This is a genomic window from Sediminicola sp. YIK13 (assembly GCF_001430825.1).
Lineage (GTDB): Bacteria > Bacteroidota > Bacteroidia > Flavobacteriales > Flavobacteriaceae > Sediminicola.
Genome location: NZ_CP010535.1, coordinates 1,696,039 through 1,713,858 on the forward strand (window position 1 = coordinate 1,696,039; position 17,820 = coordinate 1,713,858).

The window sequence follows — 17,820 nt, forward strand, 5'->3', positions numbered from 1 at the left end:
CAATTACCCCCTTAAAATTTAGATAGGTAACTGAAAAATTATATTTTTGCCTGTCTTTAAGATTAAAATTAACTACCAAGATTATGAGCAAGTCAAAATTAGAGTACATTTGGTTGGACGGTTACGAGCCAACAGCCAACCTGAGAAGCAAAACTAAAGTTGAAGATGATTTTAGTGGTAAATTGGAAGATTGTGCTATTTGGTCTTTCGATGGCAGTTCTACAAAACAAGCTGAAGGAGGATCTTCTGATTGCCTTTTAAAGCCTGTTGCCATATATCCAGACCCTGCTAGGAAGAATGGATACATAGTAATGACAGAAGTTTTAAACCCTGATGGAACCCCACACATATCAAATTCTAGAGCTAGTATAGACGATGAAGATGGTGATTTCTGGTTTGGTTTCGAGCAGGAATATTTTATCATGGATAAAACAACTCAACTACCATTAGGATTCCCCGTTGGTGGATATCCTGGACCTCAAGGAATGTATTACTGTTCTGTTGGTGGTAGAAATACCCATGGAAGAGCATTTGTTGAAGAACACGCTGATCTATGTATTGCTGCTGGATTAAACTTTGAAGGGATCAACCAAGAGGTTGCCAGTGGACAGTGGGAATTCCAATTGTTTGCCAAAGGTGCCAAAAAAGCGGGAGATGAGATCTGGGTTGCCAGATACTTATTGGATCGTTTAACAGAAAAATATGGTTACTATATTGAATACCACCCAAAACCAGTAAAAGGGGATTGGAACGGTTCCGGTATGCACGCCAACTTCTCCAATACCACTTTAAGAACTTGTGGTTCCAAAGAAGTTTACGAGAAGATCTGTGAAGCCTTTAGACCAGTAACTGCTGAACACATTGCCGTTTACGGTGAGTTCAACGACCAACGTTTAACAGGGAAACATGAAACCGCATCTATACATGACTTTAGCTACGGTGTTTCCGACAGGGGAGCTTCTATTAGAATTCCTATCATCACCGTTCAAAAAGGATGGAAAGGATGGTTGGAAGACAGAAGGCCAGCTTCTAACGGTGACCCATATAAGATTGCAGGAAGAATCGTAAAAACAGTGAAAACTGCCAAGATTTAAGCACAAAATAAATTAATTGTTGATGACCCAAAACGGCCCTTGGAATTCCAAAGGCCGTTTTTTTTTATGATATGGTATGGTAGATAAAGGCAAGATAAAATGCCAAGAGCACCAAGCCATCCCGCCAACCCAGCCGCAAACCTTTTGGAAAGAACACCAAGGGAAGAATCAAAAATGATATGCCCAACATCCAAAAGATATCACTGCTTAAAAGGCCTTGATCCATAACCGTAATTGGTGTTATAATTGCCGTTATACCCAATACAGCCAACAAATTGAAAATATTGGAACCTATTAGATTGCCTAGCGATATTGCCTTTTCCTTTTTAATGACAGCAATAACTGAGGCAGCCAATTCCGGGATACTTGTACCCACAGACACTACGGTGACTGCCACAACCCTATCACTAACCCCATAAAAGGTTGCCAATCCCACCGCACCATCTATCAACAACTCAGATCCACCCCAGAGTCCAACTCCACCAAGCCCCAAAAACAAAAGGGTCTTATAATGCGGCAAAAGGACATCATCCTCTGGCATTTCATCCACGACAGCAGTTTTTTGGTATCTTAATAAATAGACCAAAAACAAGAAGAGGAATACCACCATGGCAATTCCCTCGGTTTGCTGCAACTGCCCATCAAAATAAATAAAAGCAAAAAATATCAAGGAAGCCAACATCATTACCGGCCAATTTGTGGTGTAAAAGTTTTTACGCACGTTGATGGGGCCCAGGATTACCGTTATCGCCAAAACAAGTCCTAGATTCGCAATATTGGACCCAACCACATTACCAAGGGCCAGATCCGGGAATCCATCCAAGGCAGCATTGACGCTAACAATTAATTCTGGAGCGGATGTAGCAAAAGAAACCACGGTCATTCCCACTACAATCTTTGGAATATTGAGCCGTAAGGAAATTGCCACTGCTGCTTTTAACAACCAATTACCTCCCAAGATTAAAAATAGGAGTCCAGAGATAACGAATAATAAATTCTGCATTCATATTTTTTTATTTGTAAATATAGAAGAACAATCCCAATCAAAACGAAGCCCGGACAGAACTTACCGCTTTTATTCTACTATTTTTTTAGTTAAATAACTATTAATTTAGTTGTATAACTATTATTTTAGTTTTAGGTTTGATAAAAAACAAAAGGGATCATGCAAAAGCTTACCAATAAGGAAGAGGAGATCATGAAAATACTTTGGCAGTTAAAAAAGGCCTTTGTTAAGGAAATCATGGCAGAAATAAAAGATGACCAACCCCATTACAACACCCTGTCCACCATTGTTCGTAATCTGGAAGACAAAAAGTATGTATCACACGAAGCTTTTGGAAACACCCACAGATATTATCCATTGATCACTAAGGAGGATTATCGGAAAAAATATATAAACTCCACGTTGGCAGACTATTATGACAACTCCTATAAAAGCATGGTATCCTTTTTCGCCAAGGAAGATAAGATCTCTGTCGCGGAATTGAAAGAAATTATTAACCTCATCGAAAAGAGCAAATAATATGGAACCTTTTATAATATACCTATTAAAATCATCGGGCATAGTTCTTCTATTTCTCTTATGCTATGCCGTGATGCTTCAAAAAGAAACTTCGTTCAAATCGAATCGTATTTTTTTATTGTCGGGTATTTTCTTCGCCATAGTACTGCCCTTGGTGACTTTCACCAAAACCATATGGGTAAATGCACCCCTATATCTTCAAGAGACCAGTAGTGCATTTCAAATAGCTCCCCAGGAATACCAGGAGCCTTTTAATTGGCCTGGGGTATTGCTTCTCTTATATGGAATGGGATGCGTCATTTTATTGGCCCGATTTATCGTTCAATTATTATCCTTAAAAAAGTTACTCCGGGAAAGCAACATCAAAAAGATCGGAGCTTTTAAAATGGTGGAATCACCTCAAAATATAGCACCTTTTTCATTTTTCAACTATATCGTCCTACACAAGCCTGCCTATTCCAAGGAGGAGCTTTCAAGTATCCTGATCCATGAGAAGGCGCATGTGAGAGGTGCACATTCCCTTGATATCCTCTTTATGCATATGGTATCTATTTTTTTATGGTTCAATCCATTCATTTGGCTCTATAAATCCTACATGGAACAAAATTTAGAATTTATAGCGGACCATCAAACAGCTGAAATCAAGCAAAACAAAAAAAGCTATCAATATCTTCTGCTAAAAACAAGTATGGGAAGTCATCAATTCTCAATTGTAAATCCATTTTTTAATTCATTAATCAAAAAACGAATCGTCATGTTAAACAAACAAAAATCAAACAAAAAGCAAATGTGGAAATACGCTATGGTCATTCCCATGCTCATTGGGTTTATCTTCCTTTTCAATGTAGAGACCGTGGCCCAATACAGAACAGAAAACAGCGAAGTGTTAGTACAGCAGGAAGTGGTGTTCACCATCACTAAAGAACAAACCAATAAAGAATTGGATGATCTTAAGAAGGAAATTAAAGCTAACCAAGAAGGCACATTAAAATACAGTGGCCTCAAAAGAAATAAGGCAGGAGAAATTTCCGCCATCACAATTGAATATAAAGGTAAAGAGAAGGGAATTGTCAGAGCCAGTTATAATGAAGAGGACGGCATTGACCCAGTAACGTTCGGCACCAATGATAATGGGGGCATGTTTATTATGTCCGGGGAACGCGATATGACCTTTAGGTCTGATGCTTTGCACGCCAATTCAAGGAATATAAAAATTAGAAAGGAGATTGATCGTGCCAAAAGAGACATGGAGAATAGCTTCACTTTTAATGACAAGGAAAAGCGTGTAGTTATTTTACAGGAAAATGGTGAGGAAACCATTATGGTCAATGGTAAAAAAATGACCAGGGAAGAGTTTGAAGAAATGGAAAAGGGGGATGATGATGAGGAAATTATTATTAAAAAAATACAGAAAGGTGATGGAGAGGATAATATTTGGATTGAGTCCTCTGGCAACAAATCCCAAAAGATAATAATTAAAGAAGTAGATGGTAAAAAGACCATTGAAATTGACGGGAAAAAAATATCGCCGGAAGATTACGAAAAAATGAAGATAAATGGAGAATCCCACCAAATGAGAATACATATGGACCATGAAAAAAGCAAGGGCAAAATAAAGTCAGTTTTTATAATGAAAGATGGGGACGCGGAATTAGACGAGGACTATGAGGAAGAGGTCATACACTCCACCTTTATGAATTTGGCGGATAGCATAGATGTAAAAATAATGATTGATGGCAAGGAATCTACGAAGGCCGAAATGCAAAAACTATCACCAGATGAAATTGCCACCGTTGACATTTTAAAAGAAGAAAATGATAACGGAAATCCAGATGGACAAAATAATACTGCGGTTATAAAAATTCGGACGAAGAAGAAACAATAATTTATGCTTGGTTCATTAAAATTCGCTCTTAACCAGAGCGAATTTTTTTTTAAGTAAAAAAAGATGAAACCATATTTTTTTATAAATTAGTGCATTACAATGCCCTAGGCATCCCAAAAAAGAGCCAAACTCCCCCTTCAGCTCTTACAGATTACAACATCTGATACGTTTTTAATTACAAACTTCAACTTTTTACAAGGTTGATGCTATAAATCTAAAACAGTATAGATTTATTTGGTGGTATAATTATATGCAAATACATTAAATCGTATATCAATGCTTGGAAATATAAATTGGATAGTAGTATATTGAGATAATAATCGACTGCACTAGTCCTATTTACTAACCTTAAAACAATGAATTATGATCACTCTTGCTAAATTTTTAATTTTCGTGTTGATGTCACTTATCATGATATTAACTTAAAATCTATCATACTAGGCCCATATATAAAAAAGGGAGCCGCAAGGCACCCTTTTCATTGTCATTGTAAGATATCTACTATATTTGGAAAAAATAACAATGAAAAAACTCTTCTTTAAATTCCTGGCCAAAATAAACCAATTGCTCCTTCCTTCTTATTCAAAAAAACAACTGGACCTTTCCAAAGCCACCAAAGCACAAATGGCAATTATTGGTTGGCGCTATTATGTGACAATACAAGCCTTGGGCTAGTGTTTCAATAAATCCTCTTCTCTATACTATCAATACTCACTGCACGTATTGCCTCTACGGCATTAGCTTCTAATTGGGATATCAGTAGCTCAGCCGATTGCTCTCCGAGAAACTTACCGCGTTGTGAGATGGGAGTAACTCCCTTTATATTTTCAAAAGAGGATTTCTCATTGGAAAACCCAAAAATAAGTAATTGGCCTGTTTCCAAATATTTACGAACCTTCAAATCATTGATGATGGTTTCCAATAAATACTGATTTGAGACGATCAATACTTTTATGCTATTGGTATTAATTTTCTCCACAACATCTTTTACAAAAGTTTCTTCCCCGTTGGATTTCAACAATCGTATACCTTTAAGTTGATGCTCGGCATTCAGGGCATCTAAAATTCCCATTTTTCTTTTATCCAGATATATAGCATCTGAAAAGGAATCCACCACCAAAACGTTATCGGATTTGGAAAGCTTTATGTTCTTGATGGAATTATAAGCCTCCTTATAAAAGTCGATGCTTACCCTATGGGCATTCAATTCCTCTGGCACCTTATTGGTAAGTACTACTTCCATGCCCGAGTTGATGACTTTTTTTATATGATCATATTTCTCTTGTAAGATAGTTTCATCTGTCAAGGAAATAATGATCCCATCAATTCCTTTATCACTCAAAAAATTTAAATTCTCATCTTCACGTATCACACTATAATTAGAAGTACACAATATGGCATTGTACCCATGAATATGGGCGACCTTCTCTATCCCTATGAACAACTTAGCGGAGAACCTGTCCAAGACACTGGGAATTATCACACCAATGGTTTTGGTCCTTCCCTTTTTAAGGCTCAACCCCAACGAATTTGGCCTGTATTTATATTCTAAAGCCACCTCCTTCACCCTTTTCTTGGTGATGTCACTTATCTCCGTGCTATTGTTCAAAGCTTTGGATACCGTTGATGGAGACAAATTTAAAATCTTGGAAAGATCTTTAAGTGTTAGGTTTTTCACGTGCTGTTTGGTATTTAAAATCCTTATTTTTAACAATATAACAACTTTGGACCTTACTCCACTTGTCGTTATTAAGGATTTGATACAAAAATAGACAGTTCACAGCATTTTCAATACAGAATTCTAAAAAAGTAAATCTTTAGAGCATGGCCATTTCATGAAATAGACTTATTTTAATTTCTTTTTGCAATAGTTCTTTGCTGTAAATGCAAAAAGAAATATATTTGCACCCCGTTAGCGAGGAAATCGCTAAAAAAGGCCTCGTGGCGCAACTGAATAGCGCATCTGATTACGGCTCAGAAGGTTACAGGTTTGAATCCTGTCGAGGTCACGAATAAATAGCATAATAAGAAAAAACGCCAAGCTTGCTTGAGCGTTTTTTTGTTTGTGCTATTTTCAAAGCGGAGCTTTAAAGGATGTGCGCAAGCAAATCCTGTTTCGTATTCCCGTTAGATTTTCACCCTTTTCCGAAGACAAGTGCAGTGTCGTGTTTTTGATTTTCAAAGTGGAGCTTTGTAGGATGTGCACAAGCCAATCCTTTTTCGGATTCCCATTCAATTTTCACTCTGAATAGAAATTAGGCGTAGTGTGTCTGTTTATGCTATTTTAAAAGAGGAAGTTAAAAGAATAGGCACTCATTAAGTTGACTTGAACTTAATTAGGAGATTGCATATCGCAGTATGAGCAGAAGCACACCCAAATAGAAAACCAAGACTCCAACTATACCTAGAAATTTTCCAAAATAATCTTTCAATAATGGTTTTTTTGATACTCCCAATTCATTTTTAGTAGTGTTCAACTTAATGTTTTCCAATATTTTATATGCAATAACAGCTATTATTGCACCTAAAACCATTAGAATAATACCTTTGGATATCATTTGAAGACTATTTTTGGGAATTGTAAATTTACGTTGTATCAGGCACAAATGTACCCAAGTAAATAACAATGGTCGTAATCATTATCTATATTTTAACATGGGACATCTCGATGTAAAAATAAGGCTGCTTCTCAAAGGAGAGTCAAAAAAAGGTATCAAAACCAAACAAACCCACTAAGAGGACTTTATTAATGGGTTTATTGGAATTAATTGTTGGTTTGGAAAACTTATAGATTGAACTTATTGAAGCTCATAAGGGGTACATTTATATGTCCCTCTAATTTTTTTACCATACTGGTATGGAATAGTTTGTTTAAAAATCCCTTTTCCTCACGCTGTAAAAGGACTAATAAATCTGCCCCAAGCTGCTCCACCTGGTTTCTTAATTCGTGCTCTATCGTATCAGAAAAAACTAATTTGAAGTCGAATTTTTGACCTTTCACATGCTGTTGCAACATCTCTTTAAACCATTCCATTTGATCCTTTCCTGCATATTCTGCTTCAGTTGAAATATGCACAATATGGACTTTTGCATCCATTGCCTTTGCCATAGGCGCCAATTTTTTTATCGCTTCAATATCAGCCTCCATGAAATCTGTAGCGTATAGGATCTTCTTAATAGGCTTGCCGCCGGAATTAGGGACAATCATCAAAGGACAAGATAATTTTTCCACCAAACTTTTTCCAATATCACCAACGAACAACCCCCGCTCTGTATGTTTATCCTTTCTACCAATAAGGACCAAACCTGCAGCGAGATTTTTAGAACCTTCCACAATCGCCTCCGTGATGGAATCATTCGATACTACTTCAAATTTTATGTTCTTGCCATCCAATCCGCCTTTTAAATGTTGGGCACAATAGTTTGCCAAAATTTCTTTTTGCTCCTTCAAAACATGATACTCTATTTGCTCTGGAGGTCTAGAAACCATAACCCTTATAGGCTCCATCTCGTGGGTATTAAAAACGATTAATTGTGCACCCAACTTTTCACTTAGCTCATAGGCATACCTCAATACGGGTGCAGAGTTCTCTGTACGATCTGTAGCATAAAAAATAGCATTCATTATTGTATGTTTTAGAAGTTTAAATTTATTGGCATTCTAAGAATCTAGAAATGACAATGGTCATACCCATCAAATTAAATTTGTGCAGACTTAACCAGTAGGAATATTATCCTTGTGTAACCATTATTACATAGTACTTCTGAATTTCCACTTATATTTACACAAAATTTTTGAGCTATGGAATTTATTTTACAACCTTGGCCCTGGTATGTTTCCGGTCCGTTAATAGCCATGGTCATGTTATTGCTGATTTATTTTGGCAGAACGTTTGGCATGTCGTCCAACCTAAGGACTTTATGTACCATTGGAGGGGCTGGAAAATATTCGGATTTCTTCAGGTTCGATTGGAAGGCCCAACGCTGGAATCTCACAGTGGTACTTGGAGCTATTATTGGGGGTTTTGTTGCCACCCAATTCCTTTCAGACAATTCGGTCATCGCATTAAGCGCGGAAACCATATCCGATTTAGGGAAATTTGGCTTCACCAGCATAGGCGAAAGCCTTTTGCCTGCTGAAATTTATGGTTGGGATAATGTGTTGAGCATAAAGGGACTTTCCATCTTGATCGTAGGAGGTTTTCTTGTAGGTTTCGGCACACGTTATGCGGGAGGATGCACCTCTGGTCATGCCATAACAGGGCTTAGCAACCTTCAATTGCCTTCTTTAATAGCAGTGATCGGATTTTTTATTGGTGGTCTTATCATGACCCATTTTATCTTACCCCTTATATTTTAAGTATGAAGTTTCTAAAGTTTTTATTTGTCGGTATATTTTTCGGTATTGTCTTGGTTAAATCCGAAGCCGTTTCATGGTATCGAATTTTTGAAATGTTCAAATTTCAATCCTTTCACATGTATGGCATTATTGGATCTGCAGTGTTCTTAGGGGTTATCGGGGTTTGGCTTATCAAAAAATTCAAGGTCCACAGTACAGAAGGAAAAGAGATATTTCTACCTCCAAAAAACAAAAGCATTGCACGTTATATTTTAGGAGGAACCATATTTGGATTAGGCTGGGGATTGGCAGGGGCCTGTCCAGGCCCCATGTACATTCTTTTAGGGACGGGTGTGTTTACTATGCTTATAGTTATCGGAGCAGCCTTATTGGGCACCTTTGCTTATGGTGTCTTAAAAGATAAATTACCTCATTAATCTTTTAATGGTCTGCTACAATGAGTTTACTTATTAGGCACTCACCTTATTTAGGAACACATCAATAATAAAGATAATTACGATTATTATTGATTACCCTTTGGTAAAGTAAATGTTCTTAAGACTTATCGTCTTTCCGTCAAAACTATTTTCTCCTAGAACATAGAGTAATGCTGTAACATCGGATAGGTTGCCGTTTTTACTCAAATCTGAGATTGGAATGGAAAAGGTTTTCCAATTCCCACTAAGTGAAAATTTACTCTTAGGACCAAAAGTTATTCCATTATTCACCTGATTGCCATCAGAAAATACGCCTGTTTGAAAGCCAATTTGAAAAGTAGATTCGGTGTCTCCTTTAATATCAAAGAAGAGTGTTCCCTTATTGTAATTGGATAGGTTCTCCCCTTTTGATTGTATTTCCAAGGCAGCACCCCACCAATCTCCGGTTCCTGTAGTTATTGTCAGTTCACCTTCTAGCGATAGAAACATTTCACAGGTACCCTCCCATACGTTCAATTTTAAAGGTGCACTGGGATATGTAAAATTCATGTTGCTATTAGCCATTTTAGGATCTGTTAGAACCAAATAGGTAGTTTCGGTGACCAAATCCCCAGCGTTCCGATTATTATTGATGTTGGACGTTTGCTGTAATCCTATTTCCGAAAGTGACTTTGGTGGTACTAACTGTGATATCAACAAGTCCTCGTTCCCATCGTATGTCTTGGTAATGGGTTGCCCATTTCTGGATAACCCTTTAAATGTTCCTTCCTCCACCATATCCCACAACGCATATTTGGCCTGTCCTTGAAGATTGATCAATCCAAAATGATTTTCAGATCCATTGGGATCCCCAGCATCCTTCCACTGTTCATCAAAAGCTTCAAAATAAAAACAGGTCATCCCTGCACTATCTGTCCATTCTCTCATGGCTTCATAATACAATTTTCCCTTATATTCATCCGCAGCACGCGAGCCTGTGGGACCGTATGAAGTACTTGCAATGGTAGCCCAACCCGTTTCACCTATGTGGATGGGCTTGTTCACTCCTAAACTTGTCATATAGTCCAGAGCTCCTTTATATTGGGATTTGGCATAGTTTTTAGCACGGACCATTGCCATTTCTATTTTTTCCAATTCCAGAAGATCTTCCTGCTCTTCGGGAACTGCCCAAAAGGAAGGGTTGTAATGGGAATCATGAAACGGATATGTATGTAACGAAACAAAATCTACCGCATTTATCAAAGCCGTTAAATCGTCGGTTTTATAATTTTCAGCGCCACCTCCCCATGATTCATAATTGTCGGAACTGGTAATCCACAAATCTCTGGGTAATTTGCCCTGCTTTTTTAATTCCTGAAGGTATGTTACCCAGTCCAAGATAACATTAGGGGTCACAAAATAATTTACGGCCCATTTCACCATCGCCTCGTTTCCTACGGCAATCATCTTAACAATATCCGGATTTTCCTTGGCCATGGTAATGGCTGTCTCAATCTCAGCAGTATTGTTGTCTGAGTTCCCTTTGGTGTGATCCGCATTATTCGTCCACGCACCTTCACACTCAATCCATGTGCCCAACATGAGGTACATTTCAAAATTAGGATCCTCATCCTTTAAATTGCGAATAGCCTTTAATAGGTTGGCAGTATGGGCATATTGCTGGGTGTTATAGGTACGTAACAATTTCACCCCCATCGCGGCCAATATTTTCATATCCTCCTCTAGGTCTTTGACAGAAGGAACCTCATCCCGAGTTTTTCCTCTATAACCACCATAGGAAAAAGCCGGGTACATGGGATTGCCCAAAATTTCCTGAGCTGAAATTTCCTTTGATTTAGGCTTGTAACTTTGGGCAAATAAAAGAACAATCATTAATGCGAAAAGAAGCACAAAGGATCGACTATTATGTATTGACTTTAGTTCAATGTCTTTCATCATTTATATGCCCTATGAATTAAATAATACCCACAACTTCATTACATTTTTAGTAAATGTAATGCATCAAGCTACTTCATATTCCTTCTACTTTTAAAGACCTTTAATTCCCACTTTGATCATTTTTATAGTATCCTGCCTTTCAAAAATTTGTTTACTTAATGATTCATCCAAATGGGTTTCCTCAAAATTGGTCGATGTTCCCTCTTTAAAAATGACTTCCATCCCTGGTTTGCCGTTAAGTTGATAAACGACAGGGATCTGACAGTAGGTAAAGCCGAAAGAGCTTCCTGTTAGTGGTAGTTGTTTTTCATTTTTATCTATATCAAAATAATGTAGGGTGGCATCTTGCTTAAAAAACTCCTCTTTTTTCAACAACTTTGGGTTGAAGGACAATTTACCTGCTTGTACGCCTATCCCCAATTCGCCAAACCTACTAAGAATATCCTCTTTCACTTGGCCTGTCATACCAGGTTGCTGGGCTCCTTTACCTGCCGGAGTATGGGAATAAGGATCTGTAGGGAAAGCTCCGTATAATTGAGGGGATTTATGAACTCCGATGCCTTCACTTATTTCATAGTAGTGATTTTTCAAACTTTCTACAACATCGCTCTTTTCATTATTTTCTATTGCCTTTAGACAACATTCCTGGGCTGCCAATAATAATTTGGAGACCATATGCCAGTAAATGGAGCCTAGCCCCTCATAGCCAAAAAATGTACCCGATCTACCGGTAAAGGATTTATGATCGAAGATCTCTTCAAAGATGTCCATTAAAAGCTTTCTATCCTTTGCTACCAGCTCTTGATATTGTTCTGGAAGTTTTTCCAATGCCGCTTTTAGGCTATTGGCATTGTTAAAAGAGCCGTTAAAATGATAAGATCCATTTATATCCTGCTCCACTATTTTCGCATTCCCGTCCTTCATCAATTGAAGCGCCAATTCCGATTTCTTTATCCTATCGGCGGGGATCTTATTTTTAGCAATAAATCTGGAAAGATCCTTATTGGGATATAGAATATAACTTGATTGGTCTTTTCTATACAGTTTGCTATTTTTTAAGGCATCCAAGACTTGTAAAGCCTCCTCGGAGGAAATACAATCAGAAGCCAGGACCGCTACCTGCCCCTCCAACATTTCAGTTAAATAGGATACAGAAATCTCCTTTTCATTTTCAACACCCATCAAATTGTAGGAGTGGTAGAGGTTATCTTTTCGCTTATTGGCCCTTATGGTATGGTCCAAATAATTGACCATCACATCAAAAAATTCAAGGAGTTCCGATTTGCCAAGGGTTTTCTTTGTGCCAGAAAAACCATTTTGATAAATAGTGGTCCTGTATTTACCTCCTGCATTTCCTAAACCATCTACAATTAACTTTCTATCCGTGTCCGAAATCTTCCCTTCCAACAATTGTTGGGATCCCGTTAAGGTAGAGTTGATTTCTTTAAAAAATATAGTAAGTTCCTCAGAAATAGTAACCTCGGTGAAGTTTGTTTTTTCTGTAAGTCCCTTAAAAAATTCCAAAAACCTTCTCAGGTAGAAAAGGGTCACCATGGATACCCCATTCCCTACCAATGCATTATTGGCATCATTCCATTCCGGTCTTTGTGTATTTAACCATATCCCGCCTTCTGGGATGAAATTGGAGCATTTGGCCAAAGCCGTGGCCAATAATTTTTCTATAAAATTAACCTTACAGATTGCCTTATTTTGATTGAGCAACAAGAGTCCGTCCGCACCTAATTCCTTTTTCCTTTCGTGAAGTTGATGATCCAATTTATCATCAAAAACAATAGTATCCTTTGGGTTCTTTAGAATGTCAGCATATCCCTTAATTTTATAGGGAACATTGGCATAAACAAAAACATCTTCATTAAAATAGCCCGCCAATTTATTGGGATAAAAATCTTCAATAAATTCCAAGAATTTTAATAGATATACAATCTGGTGGTCCCCCCAATAACCTATGAAAGAAAAAGGATCCTCTGGCTCTATAACCTCCCAATCAAAACCGCCTTTTGTAACCCGGTAGGGATTATAGCCATCAAAGGTAGAGGCATTGAGGAATTTGAAGATCATACTTTCCATAAATTCTGGGTATGAATGTGCCAAAGCCTCCCAATTTTGGAATATATCTCTCCAGTTTCCTTCATAATCCAAGACCTTGGAGCCGTCTTCATTTCTGGTGTTAATAGAAAACTTATTCCATGGCCTACTCGGATCTCCATGTCTTCTACTAAATTTTAAGGGCATGTACTCCATACATAATCGCTTAAAATCAGCATCATTATTTTTCTGGGTCAATTCCTTCAAATGGGACAAAGAGAACACCTCTGGAAGTTGATTCAAGATTTCTTTATGTCTCTTAAAAACCTCTCTATTGGCATTGGACAAATAGGTTTTAAAATCTTGGGCTTCGATCTGGTAATTATTATCAAAAATACCACCTCTCATGATGTTGAACATCACATTGGCAAAATGCCGTGTCGTTTTAAGCTCATCTGCAGAAGCTTGAAATCCGTCTGCGGCAGCTGTCAATTCTTTCAGGTTTCTTGTACCCAGGTCAATATCTGCTTGGATCTTTTGGAGCAGGTCCTTTTCTGTCAGCAATAGATTGGAGATGTATGCAACATCACTAGGACCTTGATTCACATTGGCTACAATATGCCAACTTTTCTCCTTCTTTGCGCCCAATTCTAAATTGGCATGTACAAAATAAGCTGATTTTTCGGCCTTGACCTCTACTTCTTGTTCTATGGACAGGCCTTTCCGAAATTTATCGATCTGAAGTGAGGATATCAAATAGGAACAGTTCTCCAACCCTAATGACCAGGCAATGGTAGCCTTTAAGGCTTCACTGGGTTCCGATTTATCAACGATTATGGCACTAAGGGCATAGATCCCCAATCCCATTTTTGCCTCTAGTTCATTTTTCTTATAGGCATCCACCAGATTGCTACGGTTATTTTGTAAAGCTGTAGATATGCCATAGGGTAGTATATTTTGAATCCCGTCCAAAAGAGTCAGCTGAACCCCTTCTTCATTGTTATTGATAAGGGTGCTTTTTCTTACAAAGCCAAATTCATTGCTAGAATTCCAATGATATCTGAAGGTGAGCCCTAGATCCAAATTCACCTCTTCAAATACTATTTTATTTCCAAATTTATTTTTGAAGAGATTCCTACGGATATTATAAACTCCTTTTTGATTTTCCGAAAATGGCTCCCACAATTTGGTCTTATCGCTTAAATGGACCTGCACCAAAGTCTTACTACCTGTTACCTCTGCAGATTCTGTAATCTTATCATCCGTATAATATGGAAAAAGTGCCATATCGGAGTCTTTTCTTCCTGCAGTTATCCCTCCATTACTGGACAAGAACATCCAATGGTTGGAATCACTTACGATACTCATAAAGAATGGTCTCATGGTATCGTTATTCGAAATCTTATAATATGTCTCGTTTTCAATTTCTACATATTCACCACTAACCTCATGGTCGGCAAAATATGCTGGGTTCTTTCCTATATAAATTTGTTTTCCCTTCATGGAACCTGGTTTAATTGTTAAAAATTCATAACCTCAATTAAATACAAAAGTATCTAATTGAGGTTTTTTATGTATCTGTTTGTACAGTTAATTTACCTGAAACGGGATGTTCGCAGTTCCCTGATGGTTATGCCCATCATCTGCATAAACGAACAATCTATAATTTCCTGGAGCAGGGGATTTAAACTTTAACGTGCCATTTTTTTCCTCCATACCTTCTATAGTAACAGATTCTGGTCGGGCCTCATGGTCGCCTCCCTCTTTTACTTCTTCACTTTCTGGCAAAATCTCCCATCTATAAGCAATAGGATCATTTTCAATATCCTTGATGATTACCTGTGCTATATATTCCTTACCCTTTTCTAGCGTTATACTATTGTAAGCTGTTTTTCCATCCAATACAAAAGACGCTATCTGAGGCGTTCTATTATCCGGCCATTTACCGTTCCAGATGTAATGCATAACCCCAACAGACTCTGTTTCCATACCGTTCTCCAAAAATATCCCGTACCAGGTAGGAGTTCGCTCTTGCTTGTTCCCCCATAAAAACACGTAGGATCCAATACATTGAAGGGTATCTGCTGCTATTCCTCCTTTATACCTCTTTAAGTAATTACTCGCTTTTAAGGTGCTATTTTCTTCAATAGGCGCACCCCAATCTGTTGTTGGCACTTCCCAGTGACCAGTTGCTCCCCATTCTGTGACCATATAAGGACCGTTCCAACCATATTCTCTGATCAACTTGGGAACATCGGGCAGATCGCCGTACATCTGAACAGATAAAATATCCAGATCCCCACAACGCTCCTTGATATAATTGATCTCCTTTTGGGCTATTCCGGCCAAGGTAGTGGTAGTTGGGTGGTTGGGATCCAATTCGTGGATCATTTTAGAAATGTCATTTACGGCATCCCAAACTTTAGGATTGGTATAATTTAAATTAAGTTCATTGCCTATGACCCAAATAAGCAGTGCCGGATGATCTTTGATCTCCAATACCTCCTTTTTTATACGCTCCTTTTGTTTCTGAACAGCATCTTCATCATCATAATCAAATCCATGCCGCTCACGTTCCACTTCAATACCCATACTTACCATAAGTCCATGTTCATGAGCTTCGTCCAAAACTTCCACAGCAGATTTTCTACCGTTATCTGTCCGCCAGGTTCTAAAGGAATTGGCGTTGTGTTCAGCTAAAGCCGCCACGTTTCCAAATTCCAAACCTGCTCCTTTGATATAAAATGGTTCTCCGTTGACCAATAGTTGGAATTTATCCCCAGATTTAGAAACCTGTACTTTTGCAGGCTCATCCCCTATTGTAGATTCGGACTCCGTTTTTTTGGGATCGTTCTTACACGATAAAAACAAGCAGATACTTAAAATATATAGTAATTGCTTCATATTTTATTCTATTTATTAATTAATAATTCTTCTACTTCTTCCAAGGTCCTTCCTTTGGTTTCAATCACATATTTGTACACGAAGAACACAGCACATAGGGATAAAAAGGCATAAATGGCAAATGTAACTGTTGGCCCCAAGTTTGATAGTTCCCATGGAAAAACCTGGGTTACAGAAAAGCTTATCAATGAGTTGAAGAAGCCCACCACTGAAATCGCAATTCCCTTAATTTTACTGGGGAATATTTCGGAGATCAATGTCCACATTACAGGTCCGAGGGATATGGCGAAAGAAGCCACATACAACAAGATTGCAATTAATACAAGAGTAGCATTTATAGAAATGAAATTGGTAATTTCATTACGCTTGAATTCCAAAAACAATTCATCATCCAATTTGGCACTTACTTCTGTAAACAAGGCTGCCTGTCCGTCAAAGGATTTGCCTTTTAAATCTGATAATGCTACCATAATTTCCTTATTCCCTACTTTGCTTAACGTATCATCGTTAAAATTATAGGTTGCATTGTTAAAGGCAAAAGTCGCCATAAGCAAGGCAACGGTCATAAAACTTGTTCCGATAAGCAATAATGGTTTCCTCCCCAGTTTATCTATCAACCAAATGGCCACAAAAGTGAACACTAGGTTGGTCAAGCCAACTACTATGGCCTGTAAAAAAGATGAATCAGTACTACCGCCGGCTTGTTCAAAAATTGTTGGGGCATAATAGAATACTGCGTTGATCCCTGTAATCTGTTGAAAAAAGGCGATTCCCAAGGCAATGATCATGATAGTTGCATATTTATGCTTGAAAATATCAGACAATTTCCCTTTCTCTTCCTTTCTATCTAACCCCCTTTGTATCTCTGCCACGGTAGCCTCTGCGTAATTTTCTCCACCGATTTTCACTAAGATCTTACGGGCAAGTTTAAATTCATTTAATCGGATGATCAACCACCTCGGGCTTTTAGGTACCGTAAAGAGGGCTAAAAAGTAGATGATAGCAGGAATAGCCTCGACACCCAACATCCATCTCCATGCTTCACCTTCTATATTTACCAGGAAATAATTGGAGAAATACGCCACTGAAATACCTACAACAATATTCAGCTGGTTAAATGACACCAGGCTTCCCCTTAATTTTGGAGGAGCAATTTCAGCTATATAGATGGGGGCTATCAAAATAGCTCCTCCAATCCCAATACCTCCAATGATCCTGGCAATAATAAATTCAGTATACCCTGTTGCCATTGCCGACCAAAGGGCTGAAATAGAGAAAAGGGCAGCAATAACGATCAATAGGTTTTTTCTTCCGTATTTATCGCTCAAAGGCCCGGCCAACAAATTACCTGCCATAGCTCCAAAGACAACACAACCTACCGAGAAGCCCAATTGCCATTCGGTCATTTGAAAGTAAATAGTGATCCCCTTGACCGCACCTGAAATTACGGCACTATCAAAACCTAGTAAAAACCCTCCCAAAGCAACGATTAAGCTGATTAGGATGGTATAGGATTTATTCATTTTAACGGTAACTTGTTTTTCCATTTTGGTTATTGTTAGGTTGGTTTTAGTTTTCTAATGCAAAATACATATAGTGCTCGGGTAAAAAAAGTTTAAAAACGATAAGGCCTTAGATGGAAGGCCTTACCG

Annotated in this window: 14 protein-coding genes and 1 tRNA gene; 7 read left to right on the forward strand and 8 right to left on the reverse strand. The window is 38.0% G+C overall.

Going from position 1 to position 17,820, the window contains the following annotated elements:
* Positions 1 to 83: 83 nt before the first annotated feature.
* Positions 84 to 1,094, forward strand: coding sequence for a glutamine synthetase beta-grasp domain-containing protein (locus SB49_RS07555; protein WP_062055347.1), 1,011 nt, complete (start codon positions 84 to 86; stop codon positions 1,092 to 1,094).
* A gap of 64 nt (positions 1,095 to 1,158) precedes the next feature.
* Here SB49_RS07555 and SB49_RS07560 read toward each other — a convergent pair whose 3' ends face one another.
* A complete protein-coding gene (locus SB49_RS07560) occupies positions 1,159 to 2,097 on the reverse strand; it encodes a calcium/sodium antiporter (protein ID WP_062055349.1) in 939 nt (312 codons plus the stop codon).
* Between the two features lie 162 nt (positions 2,098 to 2,259).
* On the opposite strand from SB49_RS07560, the gene SB49_RS07565 reads away from it, so the two are divergent.
* The 3 genes from SB49_RS07565 (at position 2,260) to SB49_RS07575 (ending at position 5,179) form a co-directional block, all read left to right on the forward strand.
* Positions 2,260 to 2,619 carry a BlaI/MecI/CopY family transcriptional regulator gene (locus SB49_RS07565; protein ID WP_062055351.1) on the forward strand — a complete coding sequence of 120 codons (360 nt, stop codon included), beginning with the start codon at positions 2,260 to 2,262 and terminating at the stop codon, positions 2,617 to 2,619.
* A 1-nt stretch (position 2,620) separates the two neighbouring features.
* Positions 2,621 to 4,504, forward strand: a complete 1,884-nt coding sequence (locus tag SB49_RS07570) for a M56 family metallopeptidase (RefSeq protein WP_082591084.1) — start codon at positions 2,621 to 2,623, stop codon at positions 4,502 to 4,504.
* A 522-nt stretch (positions 4,505 to 5,026) separates the two neighbouring features.
* On the forward strand, positions 5,027 to 5,179 hold the full coding sequence (locus SB49_RS07575; protein WP_062055355.1) for a hypothetical protein: 153 nt from the start codon (positions 5,027 to 5,029) through the stop codon (positions 5,177 to 5,179).
* A gap of 4 nt (positions 5,180 to 5,183) precedes the next feature.
* Here SB49_RS07575 and SB49_RS07580 read toward each other — a convergent pair whose 3' ends face one another.
* Positions 5,184 to 6,182 (reverse strand): LacI family DNA-binding transcriptional regulator, encoded by a 999-nt coding sequence (locus SB49_RS07580; protein ID WP_062055357.1) that lies wholly within the window; start codon positions 6,180 to 6,182, stop codon positions 5,184 to 5,186.
* A 257-nt stretch (positions 6,183 to 6,439) separates the two neighbouring features.
* Between SB49_RS07580 and SB49_RS07585 the strand changes: the two genes are divergently transcribed.
* Positions 6,440 to 6,513 (forward strand) — tRNA-Arg (locus tag SB49_RS07585).
* Between the two features lie 327 nt (positions 6,514 to 6,840).
* Here the strand turns inward: SB49_RS07585 and SB49_RS07590 are convergent.
* Positions 6,841 to 7,062, reverse strand: coding sequence for a hypothetical protein (locus SB49_RS07590; RefSeq protein ID WP_062055359.1), 222 nt, complete (start codon positions 7,060 to 7,062; stop codon positions 6,841 to 6,843).
* 227 nt (positions 7,063 to 7,289) lie between these two features.
* The gene (locus tag SB49_RS07595) at positions 7,290 to 8,129 is read right to left on the reverse strand and encodes a universal stress protein (protein WP_062055361.1); all 840 of its coding nucleotides are present in this window, start codon (positions 8,127 to 8,129) and stop codon (positions 7,290 to 7,292) included.
* A 177-nt stretch (positions 8,130 to 8,306) separates the two neighbouring features.
* Here SB49_RS07595 and SB49_RS07600 point away from each other — a divergent pair, with 177 nt between their 5' ends.
* Both SB49_RS07600 and SB49_RS07605 read left to right on the forward strand, forming a co-directional pair.
* Positions 8,307 to 8,864 carry a YeeE/YedE family protein gene (locus SB49_RS07600; protein ID WP_062055363.1) on the forward strand — a complete coding sequence of 186 codons (558 nt, stop codon included), beginning with the start codon at positions 8,307 to 8,309 and terminating at the stop codon, positions 8,862 to 8,864.
* A gap of 2 nt (positions 8,865 to 8,866) precedes the next feature.
* The gene (locus SB49_RS07605; protein WP_062055365.1) at positions 8,867 to 9,280 is read left to right on the forward strand and encodes a DUF6691 family protein; all 414 of its coding nucleotides are present in this window, start codon (positions 8,867 to 8,869) and stop codon (positions 9,278 to 9,280) included.
* A 93-nt stretch (positions 9,281 to 9,373) separates the two neighbouring features.
* On the opposite strand, the gene SB49_RS07610 is transcribed toward SB49_RS07605, so the two are convergent.
* The 4 genes from SB49_RS07610 to SB49_RS07625 all read right to left on the reverse strand — a co-directional run bounded on the left by SB49_RS07610 (position 9,374) and on the right by SB49_RS07625 (position 17,715).
* A complete protein-coding gene (locus tag SB49_RS07610; protein ID WP_200960648.1) occupies positions 9,374 to 11,218 on the reverse strand; it encodes a hypothetical protein in 1,845 nt (614 codons plus the stop codon).
* 90 nt (positions 11,219 to 11,308) lie between these two features.
* Positions 11,309 to 14,767 carry a hypothetical protein gene (locus SB49_RS07615; protein WP_062055367.1) on the reverse strand — a complete coding sequence of 1,153 codons (3,459 nt, stop codon included), beginning with the start codon at positions 14,765 to 14,767 and terminating at the stop codon, positions 11,309 to 11,311.
* An 87-nt stretch (positions 14,768 to 14,854) separates the two neighbouring features.
* Positions 14,855 to 16,168 carry a glycoside hydrolase family 2 TIM barrel-domain containing protein gene (locus SB49_RS07620; RefSeq protein ID WP_062055369.1) on the reverse strand — a complete coding sequence of 438 codons (1,314 nt, stop codon included), beginning with the start codon at positions 16,166 to 16,168 and terminating at the stop codon, positions 14,855 to 14,857.
* 8 nt (positions 16,169 to 16,176) lie between these two features.
* Entirely contained in the window at positions 16,177 to 17,715 is a 1,539-nt protein-coding gene (locus tag SB49_RS07625) for a sugar porter family MFS transporter (RefSeq protein ID WP_062055371.1), read from the reverse strand.
* Positions 17,716 to 17,820 lie beyond the last annotated feature (105 nt).

What these genes read in the sequence shown, in the direction of transcription:
- SB49_RS07600 (WP_062055363.1), top strand. Translation starts at nt 8,307, where the DNA reads ATGGAATTTATTTTACAACCTTGGCCCTGGTATGTTTCCGGTCCGTTA.
- SB49_RS07625 (WP_062055371.1), bottom strand. Translation starts at nt 17,715, where the DNA reads ATGGAAAAACAAGTTACCGTTAAAATGAATAAATCCTATACCATCCTA.
- SB49_RS07570 (WP_082591084.1), top strand. Translation starts at nt 2,621, where the DNA reads ATGGAACCTTTTATAATATACCTATTAAAATCATCGGGCATAGTTCTT.
- SB49_RS07615 (WP_062055367.1), bottom strand. Translation starts at nt 14,767, where the DNA reads ATGAAGGGAAAACAAATTTATATAGGAAAGAACCCAGCATATTTTGCC.
- SB49_RS07590 (WP_062055359.1), bottom strand. Translation starts at nt 7,062, where the DNA reads ATGATATCCAAAGGTATTATTCTAATGGTTTTAGGTGCAATAATAGCT.
- SB49_RS07565 (WP_062055351.1), top strand. Translation starts at nt 2,260, where the DNA reads ATGCAAAAGCTTACCAATAAGGAAGAGGAGATCATGAAAATACTTTGG.
- SB49_RS07595 (WP_062055361.1), bottom strand. Translation starts at nt 8,129, where the DNA reads ATGAATGCTATTTTTTATGCTACAGATCGTACAGAGAACTCTGCACCC.
- SB49_RS07575 (WP_062055355.1), top strand. Translation starts at nt 5,027, where the DNA reads ATGAAAAAACTCTTCTTTAAATTCCTGGCCAAAATAAACCAATTGCTC.
- SB49_RS07605 (WP_062055365.1), top strand. Translation starts at nt 8,867, where the DNA reads ATGAAGTTTCTAAAGTTTTTATTTGTCGGTATATTTTTCGGTATTGTC.
- SB49_RS07555 (WP_062055347.1), top strand. Translation starts at nt 84, where the DNA reads ATGAGCAAGTCAAAATTAGAGTACATTTGGTTGGACGGTTACGAGCCA.
- SB49_RS07610 (WP_200960648.1), bottom strand. Translation starts at nt 11,218, where the DNA reads ATGATGAAAGACATTGAACTAAAGTCAATACATAATAGTCGATCCTTT.
- SB49_RS07620 (WP_062055369.1), bottom strand. Translation starts at nt 16,168, where the DNA reads ATGAAGCAATTACTATATATTTTAAGTATCTGCTTGTTTTTATCGTGT.
- SB49_RS07560 (WP_062055349.1), bottom strand. Translation starts at nt 2,097, where the DNA reads ATGCAGAATTTATTATTCGTTATCTCTGGACTCCTATTTTTAATCTTG.